Source organism: Desulforamulus profundi (genome assembly GCF_002607855.1).
In genome coordinates, this window is sequence record NZ_AWQQ01000067.1 from 56,053 (window position 1) to 74,953 (window position 18,901).

The 18,901-nt window shown below is 53.2% G+C and carries 22 protein-coding genes and 1 pseudogene; all 23 read left to right on the top strand.

The annotated features are described in order from the left end of the window. The first annotated feature begins 102 nt into the window (after window positions 1-102). The gene (locus P378_RS11340) at window positions 103-831 is read left to right on the top strand and encodes a TraR/DksA C4-type zinc finger protein (RefSeq protein ID WP_099083320.1); all 729 of its coding nucleotides are present in this window, start codon (window positions 103-105) and stop codon (window positions 829-831) included. A gap of 203 nt (window positions 832-1,034) precedes the next feature. Beyond that, window positions 1,035-1,915 (top strand): annotated as a pseudogene (locus tag P378_RS11345) (YicC/YloC family endoribonuclease). A 20-nt stretch (window positions 1,916-1,935) separates the two neighbouring features. Continuing rightward, complete coding sequence (gene remA / locus P378_RS11350; protein ID WP_003541102.1) at window positions 1,936-2,208, top strand: extracellular matrix/biofilm regulator RemA; 273 nt, start codon at window positions 1,936-1,938, stop codon at window positions 2,206-2,208. A 9-nt stretch (window positions 2,209-2,217) separates the two neighbouring features. Further along, the gene (gene gmk, locus P378_RS11355) at window positions 2,218-2,820 is read left to right on the top strand and encodes a guanylate kinase (RefSeq protein WP_099083321.1); all 603 of its coding nucleotides are present in this window, start codon (window positions 2,218-2,220) and stop codon (window positions 2,818-2,820) included. A gap of 33 nt (window positions 2,821-2,853) precedes the next feature. Beyond that, window positions 2,854-3,063 (top strand): DNA-directed RNA polymerase subunit omega, encoded by a 210-nt coding sequence (gene rpoZ / locus P378_RS11360; RefSeq protein ID WP_099083322.1) that lies wholly within the window; start codon window positions 2,854-2,856, stop codon window positions 3,061-3,063. A gap of 15 nt (window positions 3,064-3,078) precedes the next feature. Beyond that, window positions 3,079-4,290, top strand: coding sequence for a bifunctional phosphopantothenoylcysteine decarboxylase/phosphopantothenate--cysteine ligase CoaBC (gene coaBC, locus P378_RS11365; RefSeq protein WP_099083323.1), 1,212 nt, complete (start codon window positions 3,079-3,081; stop codon window positions 4,288-4,290). Continuing rightward, window positions 4,291-4,869: a primosomal protein N' family DNA-binding protein gene (locus P378_RS21715; protein ID WP_238473142.1), complete on the top strand. Its 579-nt coding sequence runs from the start codon at window positions 4,291-4,293 to the stop codon at window positions 4,867-4,869. It abuts the gene before it with no gap. Next, a complete protein-coding gene (priA, locus tag P378_RS21720) occupies window positions 4,824-5,741 on the top strand; it encodes a replication restart helicase PriA (protein WP_238473143.1) in 918 nt (305 codons plus the stop codon). The genes P378_RS21715 and priA overlap by 46 nt, the downstream gene beginning before the upstream one ends. A 22-nt stretch (window positions 5,742-5,763) precedes the next feature. Further along, a complete protein-coding gene (locus P378_RS21725) occupies window positions 5,764-6,192 on the top strand; it encodes a helicase-related protein (protein WP_238473144.1) in 429 nt (142 codons plus the stop codon). A gap of 38 nt (window positions 6,193-6,230) precedes the next feature. Continuing rightward, entirely contained in the window at window positions 6,231-6,482 is a 252-nt protein-coding gene (locus P378_RS21730; protein WP_238473160.1) for a hypothetical protein, read from the top strand. 109 nt (window positions 6,483-6,591) lie between these two features. Further along, window positions 6,592-7,047, top strand: coding sequence for a peptide deformylase (gene def, locus P378_RS11375; RefSeq protein ID WP_099083324.1), 456 nt, complete (start codon window positions 6,592-6,594; stop codon window positions 7,045-7,047). 17 nt (window positions 7,048-7,064) lie between these two features. Further along, window positions 7,065-8,018 carry a methionyl-tRNA formyltransferase gene (gene fmt, locus P378_RS11380; protein ID WP_099083325.1) on the top strand — a complete coding sequence of 318 codons (954 nt, stop codon included), beginning with the start codon at window positions 7,065-7,067 and terminating at the stop codon, window positions 8,016-8,018. After that, a complete protein-coding gene (locus P378_RS11385; RefSeq protein WP_099083326.1) occupies window positions 8,015-8,824 on the top strand; it encodes a DUF116 domain-containing protein in 810 nt (269 codons plus the stop codon). The genes fmt and P378_RS11385 overlap by 4 nt, the downstream gene beginning before the upstream one ends. After that, the gene (rsmB, locus tag P378_RS11390) at window positions 8,821-10,191 is read left to right on the top strand and encodes a 16S rRNA (cytosine(967)-C(5))-methyltransferase RsmB (protein ID WP_099083327.1); all 1,371 of its coding nucleotides are present in this window, start codon (window positions 8,821-8,823) and stop codon (window positions 10,189-10,191) included. The genes P378_RS11385 and rsmB overlap by 4 nt, the downstream gene beginning before the upstream one ends. Then, window positions 10,184-11,236, top strand: a complete 1,053-nt coding sequence (gene rlmN, locus P378_RS11395; protein WP_099083328.1) for a dual-specificity RNA methyltransferase RlmN — start codon at window positions 10,184-10,186, stop codon at window positions 11,234-11,236. Before rsmB ends, rlmN begins: the two co-directional genes overlap by 8 nt. Before the next feature lie 107 nt (window positions 11,237-11,343). Beyond that, window positions 11,344-12,132, top strand: coding sequence for an FhaA domain-containing protein (locus tag P378_RS11400; protein WP_099083329.1), 789 nt, complete (start codon window positions 11,344-11,346; stop codon window positions 12,130-12,132). A gap of 1 nt (window position 12,133) precedes the next feature. Beyond that, window positions 12,134-12,628, top strand: a complete 495-nt coding sequence (locus P378_RS11405) for an FHA domain-containing protein (RefSeq protein WP_099083330.1) — start codon at window positions 12,134-12,136, stop codon at window positions 12,626-12,628. Beyond that, complete coding sequence (locus P378_RS11410) at window positions 12,606-13,322, top strand: Stp1/IreP family PP2C-type Ser/Thr phosphatase (RefSeq protein ID WP_099083331.1); 717 nt, start codon at window positions 12,606-12,608, stop codon at window positions 13,320-13,322. The genes P378_RS11405 and P378_RS11410 overlap by 23 nt, the downstream gene beginning before the upstream one ends. Before the next feature lie 21 nt (window positions 13,323-13,343). Then, the gene (locus P378_RS11415; RefSeq protein WP_099083332.1) at window positions 13,344-14,669 is read left to right on the top strand and encodes an FtsW/RodA/SpoVE family cell cycle protein; all 1,326 of its coding nucleotides are present in this window, start codon (window positions 13,344-13,346) and stop codon (window positions 14,667-14,669) included. Further along, window positions 14,653-15,696 carry a penicillin-binding transpeptidase domain-containing protein gene (locus P378_RS23005; protein ID WP_274378708.1) on the top strand — a complete coding sequence of 348 codons (1,044 nt, stop codon included), beginning with the start codon at window positions 14,653-14,655 and terminating at the stop codon, window positions 15,694-15,696. The genes P378_RS11415 and P378_RS23005 overlap by 17 nt, the downstream gene beginning before the upstream one ends. Beyond that, window positions 15,657-16,079, top strand: a complete 423-nt coding sequence (locus P378_RS23010; protein WP_274378709.1) for a penicillin-binding transpeptidase domain-containing protein — start codon at window positions 15,657-15,659, stop codon at window positions 16,077-16,079. The genes P378_RS23005 and P378_RS23010 overlap by 40 nt, the downstream gene beginning before the upstream one ends. Before the next feature lie 40 nt (window positions 16,080-16,119). Further along, the gene (pknB, locus tag P378_RS11425) at window positions 16,120-17,988 is read left to right on the top strand and encodes a Stk1 family PASTA domain-containing Ser/Thr kinase (protein ID WP_099083333.1); all 1,869 of its coding nucleotides are present in this window, start codon (window positions 16,120-16,122) and stop codon (window positions 17,986-17,988) included. Between the two features lie 32 nt (window positions 17,989-18,020). Beyond that, entirely contained in the window at window positions 18,021-18,899 is an 879-nt protein-coding gene (gene rsgA / locus P378_RS11430) for a ribosome small subunit-dependent GTPase A (RefSeq protein ID WP_099083334.1), read from the top strand. The last annotated feature ends 2 nt before the right edge of the window (window positions 18,900-18,901 follow it).

The window sequence follows — 18,901 nt, forward strand, 5'->3', positions numbered from 1 at the left end:
ATAACTTCGAGTATTATCCAAAGGACCTGGGCAAATTATAGTTAACTTTGCCCGGGTTTTTCTTTTCCCCGGGGGCTGATTTCGTGAAACGGGGGGTTCATTTTGCTAACACAACAACAGACCGAAGGTTTTAAACAGCGCCTGCTGGATATGCGAGAACATATGCTCAACCGGATTGACAACTACAATAACGATGAAAGAGGCGGCGGCCTGGGCCTTTCCATGGACGAATCCATCGAAGAACTGTCATCCTATGACAACCACCCGGGGGACATCGGCACTGAAATGTTTGAGCGCAGTAAAGACCTGGCCCTGAAGGGGGATGCCATGCTTACGGTCCGGGCCATTGACGATGCCCTGGAAAAAATGCAAGAAGGCCGGTACGGGGTTTGCGAGGTCTGCGGCAAGGAAATATCCACGGAAAGACTGGATGCTGTCCCCTACACCACCCAGTGCGTCGACTGCAAATCCCGGGATGAACACCTGCCCAAGTCCCACGAGCGGACAGCGGAAGAAGATGTACTGGATGTCCCCTTCAGTCGCTCCTGGAAAGACAACGAGGATTACAACGGCTTTGACGGCGAGGACGCCTGGGAAACGGTGGCCCGCTGGAACGAACACGCAGACCGTGCCCAGGCAGGTTCCTATTACGGGGATGAAGAAATGATTGCGGAGGAACACCTGGAAACCTTTGCAGACCCGGACAGCATTCCCTATGAAATTGGGGATGACGGGGTTATCTACGAATCCTTCCGGGGTCCGGATGATGAAAGCGCACCCTATGAAAAGATAGATATCGGCTATCAACACGGCGATGGAAAAGACCGTTAAAATTTAATCCGGATGAATTCTAATTTGGGGCCGCTCCGGGCATAACTATGAAATAAGAGTTATGGCTGGGAACCGGCCCTTTTGCTTTAATTTCCTAGTTTTTATGCCCAATTTAAAAGGAAAATCTAAATTTAGGTAGAACACATTATACTGTCGAACTTTAAAATTTTATACGTTATATGAAAAAACTAGGTGGTGAAGTCTTGATCAAAAGCATGACCGGTTACGGCCGGGGAGAGGCATGCGCGGAAGGACGCAGGTTTACGGTGGAACTGAAATCCGTCAATAACCGCTTCTGCGAAGTGATTCTTCGCCAACCCAGGTCTCTGGCCCAAATAGAAGATAAAATCAAAAGACGCATCCAAGAACGAGTGACCCGGGGCCGCGTGGATGGCTACATTTCCATTGAAGAAACCGGGGAGATCACTACCGCGGTAAAAGTTGACAAAGCCCTGGCGGTGGCGTATCATAAGGCAATGGAGGAACTGAAGGAATCTTTGTCAATTTCGGACACAATCTCCATCAAGGACCTCATTTCTTTGCCCAACGTCATTTCCCTGGAACAACCGGAGGAAAATGTAGAAGAATGGGTTACGGCCATCGAGGAAGCGGCCGACCAGGCTTTGGACGGGCTGTTGGCCATGCGCCAAAACGAGGGCGAACGGCTAAAGAACGACATCCTGCAAAGGGCCGGCGAGATTCACCGTCTGATCCTGGAACAAGTTTCGGAAAGGGCGCCCTGGTAGTCCAGGAACACCGTGAAAAATTATCCCAGCGGCTCGCCGAATGGCTGGAAGGCGGCATTATCGATGAAACCCGCCTGGCAGCGGAGGTCGCCATCTTTACGGACCGAGCGGACATCTCGGAAGAAATTGTGCGTCTCAGCAGTCACCTGCACCAACTGAAACAAATCCTGGCAGAGGGAGGACCCGTGGGGCGTAAACTGGACTTCCTGGTCCAGGAAATGAACCGGGAAATTAACACCATTGGTTCAAAGGCCAACGATCTGGCCATTGCCAATGCTGTGGTAAATGCAAAAAGTGAACTTGAAAAAATAAGGGAACAAGTTCAAAATATAGAATAATGTATTAGGGGGAACTGAACATGGATATTAAGCTTATTAACATCGGTTTTGGCAATATTGTTTCGGCGAACCGTATTATTGCCATTGTTAGCCCCGAATCCGCTCCCATCAAACGCATCATCACCGAGGCCAGGGACAGGGGTATGTTAATTGATGCCACCTATGGCCGCCGCACCCGTGCGGTGATTATTACCGACAGCGACCATGTGATCCTCTCGGCCGTTCAACCGGAAACCGTGGCCAACCGTCTGGTAAGCAAAGAAGCCGCTCAGGTTGACGAACCTACGGACTAGGAGTGTGAAATGACCAGGCAAGGACTACTTATCGTTATATCAGGACCGTCAGGTGCCGGAAAGGGCACCATTTGCCAGGGATTGCTGCAAAATAACAAAGATATGTGCCTGTCCGTTTCGTGTACAACCCGGGCTCCCAGACCCGGAGAAAAGCATGGTGTAAATTATTTTTTCGTGGGTAAACCACACTTTGAACAAATGATTGCCAATAACCAGCTGCTGGAATATGCAAAGGTTTATGACAATTATTACGGAACCCCAAGACAGTATGTGGAAGAAAAGCTGGCAATGGGCATGGATGTCATCCTGGAAATCGATATTCAGGGCGCTCTTCAGGTTAAACAAAAATACCCCCAAGGGGTATTGATTTTTGTCGTGCCTCCGGCCTTATCCCTGTTAAAAGAAAGACTTACCAAAAGAGGCACAGACTCATTGGAAACGATTGCTAATCGTTTAAGATGTGTTTGCGAAGAACTGTCCAACACCGGGCGGTATGATTACCTGGTCATTAATGACACGGTGGAAAATGCCTTAGACCAGGCAGAGGCCATTATTAAGGCGGAAAAATGCCGACCGTCACGTTTCGATATTACGAAATTTCTGGATTGTTGATGAAGATTAAAACTGTAGTGGGGGTAAGCGACCATGATGAATAAACCTTCGCTGGATGAATTAATGACCAGGGTCGACAGCCGTTACACCCTGGTTGTTGCTGCCGCCAAAAGGGCTCGTTTGCTGACCGAAGAAGAGATCAGAACCAACCAACCTTTAAAAGCAAAATCCGTCACCCTGGCCCTGGAGGAAATCTCCAGGGGGGACGTAACCTATCGACGCACCCGTTCGGGTCAAAAATAACGGAGGTGCAGTTTGTTGCCGGCAGGTAAAAAAATTACCGTTGGAATCACCGGTGGTATTGCAGTCTATAAGGCTGCGGAACTGGTAAGTTCCCTGGTAAAGGCCGGGGCGGATGTTCATGTGGCCATGACCTCAGCAGCCCGTGAATTTATGACACCCCTTACCTTTGAAGTTCTCACCGGCAATCCGGTCCATGGCGAACTCTTTCAGGCAGGTTCCGAGGGTGGGGTATTGCATATAGATTTAGCCCAGCAAGCCCATGCTCTGGTGATCGTTCCTGCCACAGCGAATATCATCGGTAAAGCAGCCGGCGGTATCGCCGACGATTTGGTATCTACCTTGATCTTGGCTGCCTCCTGCCCGGTATTGTTTTGCCCGGCCATGAATGTGGTCATGTACCAGAACCCCATCGTCCGGCAAAATATCAGGAAATTAAAGGAATTTGGCTATCATTTTGTTGAACCCGGTGAGGGCCGCCTGGCCTGCGGCACAACCGGCAAAGGCAGGCTGGCGGATCAGGCGACCCTTCTCCATAGCATTGAAAAACTCGTAACCCCCCAGGACCTGGCGGGGTTAGACGTTCTTGTCACCGCCGGACCCACCAGGGAACCCCTGGACCCGGTGCGCTATTTATCCAACCGGAGCTCAGGAAAAATGGGATATGCCCTGGCCCGGGCAGCGTTTCTGCGTGGTGCCAGGGTCAGACTGGTCACCGGTCCCGCTCATTTGATGCCTCCCCCGGGGGTGGAAGTCCAACGGGTGGAGACCGCCGGGGAGATGTACGAGGCGGTACTGCAGCATTTTGACAGCGTAGATCTTGTCATTAAGGCTGCGGCGGTGGCGGATTACCGCCCCGGGGAAGTCAGCCCGCAAAAGATCAAAAAACAGGGTCAGGCAATGCAGATTGAACTGGCCCGGAACCCCGATATCCTGGCAGAACTGGGACGTCGTAAAAAGGCCCACCAGCTGCTGGTTGGTTTTGCGGCAGAAACCAATGACCTGGAACAAAATGCCCTGGCCAAACTTACTGGCAAAAACCTTGATTTACTGGTTGCCAACGACGTTACTTTACCCGGGGCGGGATTTGATCATGATACCAATGTGGTTCGTATTTTTGGCAGAGACGGAGTGGTTGAGGCACTGCCTTTAATGGATAAAAACAGGGTTGCCCAAAAAATTTTGGACCGGGCGGCAAAATTGCTGCAAAGCCGGCAGGGGGCAAAATAGATGCTGTACGCAGAGGTGGCCGTAACGGTTCCCGTTCGCTTACATCAAACCTTTCATTACCGGGTACCGGAAACCCTGAAGGGTGAACTGAAACGGTTCAGCCGGGTGGAGGTACCCTTTTCTGGTAGAAGGGTACAGGGGTTTGTCATTGACTTCAGTCAACCCCCTAAACTACAAAAGATAAAAGATATTACAAGGGTGATTGAAAAGGAGCCTTTCTTAAATGAAGAACTTTATGCCACAGCCCGCTGGATGGTCCAGCGTTATTTGTGCAGCCTGGGAGATTCACTGCAGTGTATCGCCGGTTCTCCCGTCGGCAGCACCCGGTTACGCCAGGAAAAGGGACTGGCATCTGCGGGTAACCCGCATGAACTCACGGGTTTGGTTAGAGCTCCCAAACAAAAATTAGCCATGGAGGTAGCTCTGGCGAGACCCGGGCTCAGAAAAGCTGAACTGGCAGAAAGAGCCGGGGTATCTTTAGCGGTTATTAACGCCCTGCTGGCAAAAGGGCTGCTGAGGGAAGTTCCCCTGGCTTGTGGAACGGAGAAATACCTGTCACCGGAAGGGTTGCCGACCTGACGGAGGAGCAAAGGATGGTTGTCGGCAAACTCCGGCAAGGGCTGGAGGAAGCGACTCCCTCCGCCTGGCTGCTGCATGGCGTTACCGGCAGCGGCAAAACAGAGGTATATCTTCGGCTTATTGAAAAAACATTAAAGATGGACCGGCAGGCCATCGTGCTGGTACCGGAAATATCTCTCACTCCCCAGATGGTGGAACGATTCCGGGACAGGTTTGGCAGCCGGGTGGCTTTGTTACATAGCGCCCTGTCCCAGGGGGAAAGATATGCCGAAAAAGTACGCATTCAATCCGGACAAGCCCCTGTGGTACTGGGGGCTCGCTCCGCTATTTTTGCCCCTGTGCCAAACCTGGGATTGATTATCATTGACGAAGAACATGAATACTCATACAAACAGGATGAAAGTCCCAAGTACCATGCCCGGGAGGTGGCCCTGCAAAGGGCTGCCCACGCCAAAGCCGTGGTGGTTTTAGGCAGCGCCACGCCGGCCATCGAAAGTTACTGCAGGGCCCGGCCCGGCGGACCTTATCAATTGGTGACCCTGACCAAACGTGTGGATCAAAAGGAACTCCCCCGGGTACAAATTGTTGACCTGCGCAAGGAAATGGCCGAAGGGAATACCGGCATTTTCAGTTCTGCCCTGCAAACGGCCCTGGCCCGTTGCCTGGAGAAAAATGAAAAAAGCATCTTATTCTTAAATCGCCGGGGGTTGGCCACAGTGGTGCTTTGCCGGCAGTGCGGCCAGGTCATGAAATGCCCGCGCTGTGAAATTTCTCTCACCCTGCACAGCGACGGCCGGCTAAAATGTCATTACTGCGGTTACGGCACCAGCGCCCGGGGTCTGTCCCGGATGCGCCGGGAAAACCATTCGTAGTTTCGGGGTGGGAACCCAGCGGGTGGAAGAAGAAATGAGAAGGCTTTTCCCGGGCTGCCGGGTCCTGCGCATGGACGCCGATACCACCACCCGGAAGGGTTCTCACCAGAAGATCCTGGAGGAGTTTATACATGGCAATGCCCAGGTGCTGGTCGGCACGCAAATGATCGCCAAAGGATTGGATATTCCTCAGGTTACCTTGGTTGGCGTCATCAGCGCTGATATCACCCTGCATATGCCGGACTTCCGGGCGGCGGAAAGAACCTTTCAATTGCTTACTCAGGTGGCGGGCCGGGCCGGTCGGGGGGAAAAACCCGGAGAGGTTATTATTCAGACCTATGACCCCGAGCATTTTAGTATTTTAACGGCTCAAACACATGATTACCTGAGCTTTTACCATAAAGAAATGGTCACCCGAAGGATCTTACAATACCCCCCTTCAGCCATTTAATCAGAATTCTATTCACGGGATTAAATGAGGGAGACGTTATCAGCGCAGCCCAGTGGTGGCAGGAACGTTTGTCTTCCGCCAGGCAGGAACTGGCCGGACAGAACATGGAAATACTGGGTCCTGCCCCGGCAGGGATTCCCCGCATCAAAGATCGCTATCGCTGGCAGCTCATCCTGAAGGGCTATGCCAGCCGTGAAATACGACAGGTTGCTGCTGCCGTTTTAGAGCAAGCAGGCGTTCGGTTTAAACAGGTGGCAGTAAGTATCGATGTGGACCCGGTTAGCTTATAGGCATTCCTTTCGGGTCTAGCCATCAGCTCTCAGCTTTTTATAGTATAATAGTATAATAGATTCTAAAAGCTGAAGGCTGGACACCAAAGACAGAACAGGAGGCTATGCAATGGCTGTATATAAAATTGTAGAAATCGGCGATGAAGTACTGCGGGAAAAGGCGAAGCCTGTGAAGGAAATAACCCCCAGTATTCTTAAACTGTTGGATAATATGGCGGATTCCATGTATGCTGCCAAGGGTGTGGGCCTGGCGGCGCCGCAAATCGGGGTTTCTAAAAGGGTTATTGTGATTGATGTGGGAGAGGGACTGGTGGAGTTGATCAACCCTGAAATCCTGGAAGCCTCCGGTCAGGTGGTGGATACCGAAGGGTGTCTTTCCGTACCGGGAATGATCGGTGAAGTGGCCAGAGCGGACAGACTGGTGGTAAGAGGATTAAACCGCAAGGGTGAACAGGTGGTTTACCGGGTCAATGGTTTTATGGCCAGGGCCTTTCAACATGAAATCGACCACCTGGAAGGCATTGTCTTTGTAGACAGGGCCAGTAATTTACGGAAAGTGGAATAGGTAGAGGAGAACGGTTTATGCGTATTGTTTTTATGGGAACACCGGAGTTTGCCGCAGCCTCCCTGCAGGCGTTGCTGGAGGCCGGGCAGCAGGTGGTGGCGGTAGTCACCCAGCCGGACAAACCCAAGGGCAGGGGGAAGCAGGTGCAGCCATCGCCGGTAAAGAAACTGGCGGAGGAATATCATTTGCCGGTGCTACAGCCAACCGGCATTCGGACGGAAGAATTTTTCCGGACCCTGCAGGGGCTGCAGCCGGAATGCATTGTGGTGGTGGCCTACGGCAAGATTCTGCCCTCTGAAATCTTACAGCTGCCTCCCCGGGGCTGTATCAACGTGCATGCATCCCTGCTTCCTTATTACAGGGGATCGGCGCCCATTCACTGGTCTGTAATCAACGGTGAAACAGAAACCGGGGTTACCACCATGTTCATGGACGAGGGAATGGACACCGGGGATATGATTTTAAAGAAGCGCCTGCCCATCGGCCCCGATGATACAGTAGGCATGGTTCATGACAGGCTGGCGGTATTAGGTGCGGAGCTGCTGGTGGAGACCATCGACTTGCTGGAGAAAGGTTTTGCCCCCAGGACACCCCAGGACCATACCCTGGCGACCTATGCTCCCCTGCTGAAAAAAGAACATGAAGTCATTCGCTGGGAACAGCCGGCGCAACATCTACATAACCATGTCAGGGGTATGAATCCCTGGCCCGGTACCTATACCACCTGGGAAGATAAAGTGCTTAAAATCTGGCGGACCCGTGTTCCCGAGGCCCGCCCGGTAAAGGCTGCACCGGGCACGGTTTTAGAAGCGGGGTCTTCTGGTATACTAGTACAAACCGGCCAGGGTCAGATTTTGATTACCGAGTTACAGCTCCAGGGCAGCAAGCGTATGGATGTGGACCAATTCCTGCGGGGAAAACAGATCGCTCCCGGTACAGTCCTGGGAAGAGAAGGGGTAGAGGAACAATGATTTCTCCCAGTCAAGCACAGGTGCCCCAGGTGCGTAAAAGATTATTCCTAGGGCTGCTGGCAGCTAGCCTGGTGATTGTCGGGCTGTTAATTTTCACCGTTTGGTATTTGCTTTATCACCCGACAACCATCCTGCACCAGGTGGTCTTAATCGGTGCAGTTTCCCTGATTATCCTGGCGATCCTGGTGGTGGCCTTCGGCGTCGGGGGGATTGTGTTAACCATCTGGCTGGCCCAAACCATTAAACCGCTGCAGCCCTTGATGAGGGTGGCCATGTCAACCCTGTTTCCCTTTGCCCTTGGGTTGGGCAGAATTTTTAAAATCGATATCGATAAAATTAAAAACTCCTTTATCGAAGTAAACAACGAACTGGTGCGGGCCAATCAGCAGGCGGTGCGTCCTGAACAAATCCTTTTACTGGCGCCCCACTGCCTGCAGGAGAACAACTGCCCGCACAAAGTGACCAACGATATTAACAATTGCCGTCGCTGTGGGAAATGCAAAGTCACCGATTTACTGGAACTGCGGGATAAATACGGCATCCGCGTGGGGGTTGCCACCGGGGGCACCCTGGCCCGCAAGTTTGTTAAGGAATACCGTCCCAAAGCCATTGTGGCCGTTGCCTGCGAAAGGGACCTGTCCAGCGGCATTCAGGACTGCAGTCCAATCCCGGTTTTAGGTGTGCTGAATGATCGACCCTTTGGTCCATGTTTCAATACGTCGGTGCACACCCCCGGCGTGATCCGGGCCATTGAATTTTTCCTGGGCCACCAGTGTGACCGGAAAGAGGAAGGGATGAAAAATTGAAAAACATCACTGCCAGAGAACTGGCACTTCTGGTTGGTAAAGCGGTGGAAGAAGAAGGTGCTTACGCCAACCTCGCTCTTAATAAGGTATTGGAACAATATCAGCCCGGCAAATTGGACCGGGCTTTTGCCACAGAATTGGTCTATGGCGTGCTGCGCAACTTAAATACCATTGATTGGGTCCTGGCACATTTTCTTAAACAACCGCTGGCCTCCCAAACCGTATGGATACGCAATATCCTGCGCATGGGCACCTACCAGATTATGTTTATGCCCAGGATTCCGGATTCCGCCGCCTGCAATGAATCTGTGAATCTGGCCAAGAAATACGGCCATGAAGGTGCGGCCAGGTTTGTCAACGGCGTGCTGCGCAATGTGGCCAGACAGCAGCACAGTTTGGATTACCCGGATCCCAAAGAGGACCCGGTTGATTATGTCGCCCTGAAATATTCCCACCCCACCTGGCTGGTGGAACGGTGGCTAAAAGAGTACGGCTTTGATCAAACCGTCGCCCTTTGCCAGGCCAACAACCGCCCGGCGCCCAATACGGTCCGTACCAACACCTTAAAAATTACCCGGGAAAACTTGATTGCCCGGCTGCAGGAGGAAGGGGTCGAGGCCGTAGAGACAAAATATGTCCCGGAAGGTCTGAATCTCAGCGGCTTCTTATCTTATCGCTCCCTTAAGACGTTCCAGGAGGGGTTGTTTCAAGTCCAGGATGAGAGTTCCATGCTGGTGGCCCATGTTTTGAACCCGGCCTCCGGGTCCAGGGTTCTGGATGCAGCCTCCGCTCCGGGCGGCAAAACCACCCATTTGGCCCAACTGATGGGGGATACCGGACAGATCCTGGCCTTTGACTTGTACGCCCATAAACTGAACTTGATTATGGACAACTGTAAACGGCTGGGGATTCATTCGGTTCAGATCGAAGTGGCCGATGCCAGGGACATCCATAAAAAATACCAGGGCTGGGCGGACTATGTGCTGGTGGATGCCCCTTGCTCCGGCCTGGGCGTATTAAGAAGAAGGCCGGATGCCCGCTGGCGCAAAGACCCCAGTCAGCTGCCCGGCATTGTCAGGCTGCAAAAGGAGATTTTGCAATCCGCCAGCAAGTGCCTGCGCCCCGGGGGTGTCCTGGTCTACAGCACCTGCACCATCACCCGGGAAGAAAACATCGGAGTGGTGGAGGATTTCTTAAAGGAACACCCGGAGTTTATTATGGGTGACCTGAGACAATTCCTGCCTCCGGGATTGGACCGGGAGGCAACGGCAGAGAATGGGTACCTGCAGCTGCTGCCCCATATCCACGGCATGGACGGGTTTTTCATTGCAAGGCTGAGAAAAAAGGATTTGAATAGAAATGCGTAGAAATAGCAACCAGAAGGTGAATTTGAAAGATCTCAACCTGGCAGAATTAAAACAATTTTTGACGGAGTTGGGGGAGAAGCCATTTCGGGCAGAACAGATCTGCCGGTGGATTTTCGCCCAAGGCGCTGTAGGCTTTGACGAGATGACCAACCTGTCCAAGGAACTGAGAACAAAACTGGCTGAACTGGCTTTTTTAAGTTCACCCCAAATCCTGGCCCGCCAGCAATCTGCCAGAGGGGATACCGTCAAATATCTTTTCGGATTGACGGACGGCCACGCGGTGGAAAGCGTCCTGATGAAACATTCTTACGGAAATTCCGCCTGTGTCTCCACCCAGGTGGGCTGTCGCATGGGCTGCCTGTTTTGTGCCTCCACCCTGGGCGGTCTGGTACGAAACCTCAGTCCCGCTGAAATCTATGACCAGGTGCTGGGCATCCAAAAAGATGCCGGGGAAAGGGTCAGCCACATTGTCATCATGGGCGCCGGGGAACCCCTGGACAATTTTGACAATGTATTGAAGTTTCTCGAAAATATCAATGCCGGGTACGGCATGAACATCGGCTACCGCCACATTACCCTCTCCACCTGCGGCCTGGTGCCCAGGATGAAGGAGCTGGCCCTCAAGAAACTTCCCTTAACCCTGGCGGTGTCCCTCCATGCGCCCAATGATGAATTACGGGACCAACTGGTCCCCATCAACCGTCGCTATAAACTGCAGGAGCTTATGCAGGCCTGCCGGGAATACATTGACATCACCGGCCGCCGCATCACCTTTGAATATGCTTTACTGGCGGGGATGAACGACAGCGAAGAACATGCCCGCCAACTGGTCACCCTTTTGACCGGGCTGATGTGTCACATTAACCTGATCCCGGTGAACCCCGTGGAGGAACGCGGTTTCAATCGAACGCCCCCGGAAAAAGTAGAAAAATTTCGTACTATATTAGATAGGGGCGGCCTCAACGTCACCGTTCGCCGCGAACTGGGAGCCGACATCGACGCCGCCTGCGGGCAGTTGAGACGTAGGTATGAAACTGAGAAGTGAGATGTGAGAAGTTAGAGGTGAGTATTGATAAATAGGCTTCGTTTTTTTAATTAAATTTCCCACTTCTAACCTCTCACTTCTCACATCTAAAACCGGAGGTGATTTACGTGCGCCTGTTCTCGGGATTGGAAAACAGTTTGGAAAAATACATTGAAGGGTTTTTCAAAGACAAATTCGGTTCCGACGCCCGCGTACAGCCCACGGACATTGCCAAAAAACTCGCCCGGGCCATGCGGGACAAACGGAGGGTAAGCATCTCCAATGTTTATGTACCCAACGAGTATACCGTTTTGCTGCACCCGGAGGATCATAAGACCATCAAGCCCATGGCTCCCCTGCTGGCGGATGAACTGGCAGATTACCTGGTGCAAAAAGCTGCCGAAAAAAAGTTTACCCTGGTGAACCGTCCCCGCATTGAGTTTATCGAGGGGGAAGGGGTTGAGCCGGGCGACATTTTGATCGAAAGCAATTTTGGCGCTGTGGAACCCGACCAGGGCCAACCTGTGGTCAGGAGAGATCAACCGGACTTCGCTCAAGACAACCAGGACACCCGGGACTACCGGCCCTTAACCGATACCGCCCCCATCCCCAATTTACAGCAGCACTGCTCGGCTACCCTGCTGGTGGAGGAGGGGAACGACGCCGGGAAAGAATTTCCCCTGACCGATTACCGCACCAGCCTGGGCCGCCGGGATACCTGCGACATTGTTCTCTCGGACACCAGCGTGTCCAGAAGACATGCGCAATTTGAGAAAATCGGCGGTCGTTTCTGGTTGACGGACCTGAACAGCACCAACGGGACCTACGTCAACGGGTTACCGGTGGATAAGGTCGAACTGACCACCGGAGATGTCATTACGGTGGGGAATACAGTCCTCATCTTTAAGGAGTTTTAACGTGCTGGCCATTGGTATCACCATTTTGAGAAGCCTGTTCTTAATCTTGTTATACCTGTTTATCTTCCGGTTGACTGTCAGCATGATTGACCAGTTAAGACAATGCGCCCGGGAAGATGGGCTTCCCCATGTCGATCCGGTGAGACTCAGGCCGGTCTCCCAGGGAGGGGACGGCGCCGTTTTACAGGTTGTTGCATCCGGGGATGAGGAAATTATACCCGGTGATACCTATCCTCTGGGGGATTTAACCAGGCTGGGTCGGGGCCGGGGCAACCATATTGTATTCAGCGGCAATTACGCGTCGCAGGACCATGCACGGATCCTCTATAAACAGGGACAATACTGGTTGGAGGATATGGGCAGCTTAAACAACACGTACTTGAATGAGATGCCGGTGACGAAACAAACCGTGCTGGCAAACGGAGACCGTATTCGCATTGGCGATGTAATTTTTCGATATGTGAGGTGGGCGTATGAAATGGAGTCAGATAACTGATGTCGGACGGGTAAGAGCCGGCAATGAGGACAGCCTGTGCGCCTGCCCCGATATTGGTCTGTTTGCGGTGGCCGACGGCATGGGCGGCCATAAAGCAGGAGAGATCGCAAGCAGCACAGCCCTGCAGTACCTGGAAGAAAATTTACGAGAGATACTGCCGGGAACAAAGGACATTTCCGCTGCCTTATTACGTATCCTGGAAGAAGCCAACCTGCGGGTTTACCGGCTGTCCAATGAATTTGACCAGTACCGGGGCATGGGGACAACGGTGACCGCCGGTATAGTTACGGGATATGATTTGGTTATTGCTCACATTGGTGATTCCAGGGCTTATCTTATCAGGGGCAGTGAAATATCGCAGTTCACCGAGGACCATTCCCTGGTGGGGGAAATGCTTCGCCACGGGGGCATTACGGAAGAACAGGCCATCAATCACCCCCAGCGAAACGTATTGACCCGGGCCATGGGAACCGCACCCGCGGTAAAATTTGAACTCTATACACAGACCTTATCTCCCGGGGACAAAGTTTTGTTCTGTACCGATGGGCTGTTCAACCACCTGCGCCCGGAGGAAATAAAAGAAATTATTGCTTCTCAACCGGACTTAGACCGATGTTTAAAGATTTTACTGGATACCGCCCTGGAGCGGGGAGGTATTGACAATATCACCATGGTTCTGGTTGAAATGGAGTAACCACCGGAGGTGTGCTGCCAATTGCTGGCCAACCTGCGCAAGGAAGAACGAAGTTTGCTGTACTATATCACCGCTTACCTGGCCGTGGGGGTTTTTACCCTGTACCTGGGAGAACCGGAACTGAACAGGGCCTACGAGCTGGCTCTGGGCAGCGGTACCAAATTACCCTTTTGGTGGTTTGTCGTTTTGTTAAGCATTGGTACCATGCTCGGTTTCTGGCTGATCAGCGCCTACTGGCGGCTGGCCGGCTTCCGGTGTGACCCTTTTTTAATGCCCATCACCGCAGGTCTTACTGCCCTGGGATTAATCTTTTTATTTCGCCTGCGTCCCCAGTACGCCGAAAGACAGTTTGCCTGGCTGCTGATTGGTTTGCTGGCGCTGCTGCTTATTACAACCCTGCTGAGAAAACTGGACTGGCTGGCGGATTACAAATATATTTACGCTGCCGCAGGGGCATTGCTGCTGGTACTGCCGATCTTTTTCGGCCAGGAGCAGTATGGCGCCCGCAGTTGGTTGCGAATTGGCCTGTTTCAAATTCAGCCCTCTGAATTTGTTAAGATATTGCTGGTATTATTTCTTGCCAGCTTTCTGGCGGAAAACCGGCGAGTGCTGACCGCCGGCAGTGACCAAATCCTCGGCATCAGTATTCCGGGGATTCGCGAGTACGGTCCGCTGGTGGTGATGTGGGGCATCTCCCTGCTGATCCTGGTTTTTCAAAAGGACCTGGGTACCGCTCTCATATATTTCTGTACCTTTTTGGCCATGGTCTATGCCGCAACGGCGCGCATGTTCTACGTGCTGATCGGCTTGATCTTGTTTTTCCTGGGAGGAACCGTGGCCTACCATATCTTTGGCCATGTCCAGGCCCGGGTGGACATTTGGCTGAACCCCTGGCCCTTGATGGGCGGTAGCGGGTATCAAATCATTCAGTCCCTGTTTGCCCTGGGGTCCGGCGGGATCTTTGGCAGCGGTTTGGGACAAGGGATGCCGAACTTAATCCCCGCCGTCCATACGGATTTTATCTTCTCCGCCATTGTTGAGGAGTTAGGGCTGCTGGGGGGCTGTGCCGTACTGGTGCTTTACATGTGCTTCATTTTCCGGGGACTGATGATTGCCCTGGCAGCCCGCAATGATTTCACGTCCCTCATGGCTACCGGGTTAACAGCACTGATGGGCCTGCAGACCTTTATCATCATCGCAGGGGTCATCAAACTGCTGCCCATGACCGGCGTAACGCTGCCCTTCATCAGTTACGGGGGCAGTTCGCTGGTGGCAAACTTTGTGTTGTTGGGAATGCTCCTGAACATTTCCCACGAGGTCAATGGTGGAAATGAAACAGAACATTAAAAAACTAGGCTATTTTTTACTATGCACCTTTGTTTTATTGATCTTATATTTAACCTATCTGGTTGTACAGCAGGGGGAAGACCTGGCCACCCACCCGCAAAACCGCCGCATCGCGGCCAGGGAAGCCGGCATTATCCGGGGGACCATTTTTGACCGACAGGGAGTCGTGCTGGCTGAAACAAAATGGCTGGGCGAACGGAGCAAGAGGGTCTACCTGACAGAAAACCAAGTTTCTCCCTTTGCCCATGTGATTGGCTATGTTTCCGAACGATACGGTGCTGCCGGCTTGGAGGCGGCCTACAGCAGGGAACTGCTCGGATTAACCGACGCCGATGCCCTGGAAAACCTGCTGGACAAACTGTTGAACCGGACACCCCGGGGCAATGATCTGGTGCTTACACTGGATGCCAACCTGCAAAGAACAGCATTCCAAGCTCTCAACGGCAGGCCTGGCGCAGTGGTGGCCCTGGATCCCAAAACCGGTGCCGTCCTGGCCATGGTCAGCTCACCGGCCTTCAACAGCAATGCCATCGATCAGGCCGGTGTATGGAACCGCTTAAACCGCGATGATGAAAATGCGCCTTTGCTGAACCGTGCCACCCAGGGGGCTTACCCACCCGGTTCAGCCATTAAAATTGTTACCGGCTCCGGCCTGCTGGCCCGGCAAAAAGCCCGGCCCGGGGATGCCATCCAATGTCCTGGTTACGTGATTGTTGACGGAAACAGGATTGCCGATAACCAGGCCCACGGAAAAGTTGACTTTATCAAAGCCCTGGCCCTTTCCTGCAACACCTATTTTGCCCAAGGGGGAGTAGAAATGGGCTGGCAGGGTTTTATCGATACATTCCATCAATTTGGTTTAAATCAAAGCCCCGATCTGGGAATTCCGGTGCGGCCCGGCACACTGGCGGCCAAGGAGCGCCGGAACCGGGGCCAGTTGGCTGAATCCTCCTTTGGTCAGGGAGACACCCTGATCAGCCGCTGCATATGGCCCTGGCCTGTTCAGCCATCGCCAACAACGGGGTGATTATGAAACCCTACCTGGTAAAAGAAGTCCGTAAGCCGGGTGGCAAAGAAATCCGGGTTACGGAAAGCAGCACCTGGCTGACAGCCACCGGCCCGGAGGTGGCCGCCCTTGTCAAGGAAGGCATGATAAACGCTGTAAACTGGGGCACCGCAACCACCGCCGCCATCCGGGGAGTCAAGGTGGCGGGCAAAACCGGCACCGCAGAGACCAAAACCGACCGGCAGCCAAACAGCTTACCCCATGCCTGGTTTGTCGGATTCGCTCCGGCCCATGACCCTAAAGTGGTGGTGGCCGTTATCGTAGAAAAATCCGGCCCGGGGAGCCGGGTGGCAGCCCCGGTTGCCAGGGACGTGATGGCAGCGTATTTGAGAAGTGAGAAGTGAGAAGTTTTTCTCACCTCTCAAAAAAGGAGTGAGACAGTCAATGATAGGCAAACTTCTGGGTAACCGTTACGAAATATTGGAGCAATTGGGCGGCGGAGGAATGGCACTGGTTTGGAAAGGAAAGGATACCTTTCTGAACAGGCTGGTGACCGTAAAGGTCCTGCGGCCGGAGTATGCCAGCGACCAGGACTTTGTGCGCCGTTTCCGCCGCGAAGCCCAGGCTGTGGCCAGCCTGTCCCACCCCAACATTGTCAGCATCTACGATGTCGGGCAGGAGAACGAAAGTCATTACCTGGTCATGGAATATGTGGACGGAGAAAGCCTGAAGGAACTCATCCGCCGGGAAGCTCCCCTGTCACCGGCCCGGGTGATCCAATTGGGACGGCAAATTGCCGAAGCCCTGGAACACGCCCATGAAAACAGCATTATTCACAGGGATGTCAAACCCCATAATATCCTGATTACCCGGAGCGGCCGGGCCAAACTGACGGACTTTGGCATCGCCCAGGCCAGCGCCTCCACCCTGACCCATACGGATACCATTGTGGGTTCCGTGCATTACATCTCGCCGGAACAGGCCAAGGGCGAACCTGCCGGTCCGAAGTCCGACATCTATGCCCTGGGTGTGGTGCTCTATGAAATGCTTACCGGCAAGGTGCCTTACCAGGCCGACGGTGCCATTGGCGTAGCGTTAAAACACATTCAGGAACAGCCCCTGTCTTTAAGGGAAATCAACCCGGCGGTACCGGAGGATTTAGAAAAGGTTGTGCTCAGGGCCATGGACAAACTCCCTGAGAGAAGGCACAAGAGTGCCCGGGCCCTGGGAGAAGACCTGGTCTCCATCAGTGAGGAAACCAAAAATATGGTCCCTTACGACCAGGAGGACGAGCAAACCAGAGTGCTGCCCAGCCCCAGCCTAATCAAGGAAGAAGCCAGGGCCAAGGCGGCCGGAACCACGGAGAACCCGGCCATGCGGAAACAGATGAAACCTGCCGCCTGGGGCATGCTGGCCCTGCTGGTTGTGCTGCTAATCGGCGGCGCGCTGTTTGCCCTGAACAGCTACCTCAATGTGGCGGAGGCAGAGGTCCCGCCGGTGGTGGGAATGAAAAGGGAAGAGGCGGAGAGGCTCCTTAGGGAAAGAGGTTTTAATGTTACGATCAATGAGCGGTTTGACGAAAAAGAAGAAAAAGGTGTTGTAATACACCAGGACCCTGGAGCACATGAGGTCGTGAAGAAAACCCGTATCATCCTGCTTGTGGTAAGCAAGGGCCCGGACTTGGTGGAAGTGCCGGATGTTACCGGGCGTTCCTTCGACGAATCGAAGTTGACGCTGGAAAACGAAGGTTTTCAGGTGGAAGCTCCGGAGCAGGTTTACAGCAAAGACATAGAGGCAGATAAGGTAGCGGAACAGAAACCCGCAGGAAAGACCAAAGCCCCCCGGGGCAGCCGCATTAAACTGTATATCAGCAAGGGACCGGAACCGCAAGTGCAGCAGGTGCCCAATCTGGTGGGACTGACCCAGGAAGCGGCCCGTGCGGAACTTGGCAAAGTGGGCCTGGAACTGGGAGATGTGCTCAGCCAGGCGGAAAGCTTCGATTATCTGAGCGGTCAAATTATTGCCCAACAACCCGGCGCCGGTGAAGAGGCGGAACAGGGGACCAAGGTCGATATTATACTAAGCAAGGGACCGGGTCCGGCAGCCAAGGACGTATCGGTGCGTATTACCGTTCCGAACGACGGCCAAACCCATGAGGTAAAAATTGAAACCGAAGATGTCCGGGGAAAATATTACCCTTATATTAGAACGCACCAGCCTGGGGATAATGTAGCTGAGAGTATCCGTCTCTATGGCAAGGGGAAGGTAAGGGTCTATATCGACGGGCATCCGGTGGATGAGAAGGATGTCTAACCAATGATGCAACCAAGGAGAGGGTCAATGCAGTGTTTGAAGGGGTTTTAATACGGGCCTATGGTGGATTTTACTACGTAAAAAAAGGTGATGAAATCTGGGAATGCACCTTGCGTGGCAAATTCCGTCTGGGCAAAGGCTCTGCGGCCTTGGTGGGAGACCGTGTCAGGGTGACGCCTGTACGGGGGAACACGGGACGTATTGATGAAGTGCTGCCCCGAAAGACAGAACTGTTTCGCCCGCCGGTGGCCAACATTGACCAGGCGGTGATTGTCTTTGCCGTACAAAACCCGGAGCCAAACCTTCCTCTCTTGGATCGGTTTTTGGTTTTGGCAGAAAATGCCGGCGTTTCCCCGGTGGTATGTCTGAATAAAGCGGACCTGATGAGCGGCCGCAGGGAACACGAGTGGCTCAGACTGTATCGAAAAATTGGCTATCCTACGGTGGTCACCAGCACCAAAACCGGTGACGGCATTGACGAACTGCGGCAATTGCTGGTGGGTAAAACCTCCGTGTTTGCGGGACCGTCCGGCGTGGGGAAATCCAGCCTTTTAAATGCGGTGCAGCCGGGTCTGGAACTGAAAACAGGTGAAATTAGCAGCAAGTTAAAAAGGGGGAAACATACCACCCGTCATGTTGAACTGCTGCCTCTGGCTGCTGGAGGGTTTGTGGTGGACAGCCCCGGTTTTTCCAGCCTGGACCTGCCCGAAATGGAACGGGAGGAACTGGGTTATTACTTTCCGGAGTTTGCCGGTTTCACGGCCGACTGTAAATTCAACGGCTGCCTGCATCACCACGAGCCCCATTGCGCCGTGAAGAAAGCCGTGGAACGGGGATTTGTTGATAAAGAAAGGTACCAAAATTATCTAACCTTTTTAGACGAAGTTATGCAGCAGGAGAGGAGATACTAAAC

Coding starts and splice junctions, on each gene's coding strand:
- remA (WP_003541102.1), top strand. CDS start 1,936: ATGGATATTAAGCTTATTAACATCGGTTTTGGCAATATTGTTTCGGCG.
- gmk (WP_099083321.1), top strand. CDS start 2,218: ATGACCAGGCAAGGACTACTTATCGTTATATCAGGACCGTCAGGTGCC.
- rpoZ (WP_099083322.1), top strand. CDS start 2,854: ATGATGAATAAACCTTCGCTGGATGAATTAATGACCAGGGTCGACAGC.
- P378_RS21715 (WP_238473142.1), top strand. CDS start 4,291: ATGCTGTACGCAGAGGTGGCCGTAACGGTTCCCGTTCGCTTACATCAA.
- def (WP_099083324.1), top strand. CDS start 6,592: ATGGCTGTATATAAAATTGTAGAAATCGGCGATGAAGTACTGCGGGAA.
- fmt (WP_099083325.1), top strand. CDS start 7,065: ATGCGTATTGTTTTTATGGGAACACCGGAGTTTGCCGCAGCCTCCCTG.
- P378_RS11385 (WP_099083326.1), top strand. CDS start 8,015: ATGATTTCTCCCAGTCAAGCACAGGTGCCCCAGGTGCGTAAAAGATTA.
- rlmN (WP_099083328.1), top strand. CDS start 10,184: ATGCGTAGAAATAGCAACCAGAAGGTGAATTTGAAAGATCTCAACCTG.
- P378_RS11410 (WP_099083331.1), top strand. CDS start 12,606: ATGAAATGGAGTCAGATAACTGATGTCGGACGGGTAAGAGCCGGCAAT.
- P378_RS23005 (WP_274378708.1), top strand. CDS start 14,653: ATGAAACAGAACATTAAAAAACTAGGCTATTTTTTACTATGCACCTTT.
- P378_RS23010 (WP_274378709.1), top strand. CDS start 15,657: ATGGCCCTGGCCTGTTCAGCCATCGCCAACAACGGGGTGATTATGAAA.
- pknB (WP_099083333.1), top strand. CDS start 16,120: ATGATAGGCAAACTTCTGGGTAACCGTTACGAAATATTGGAGCAATTG.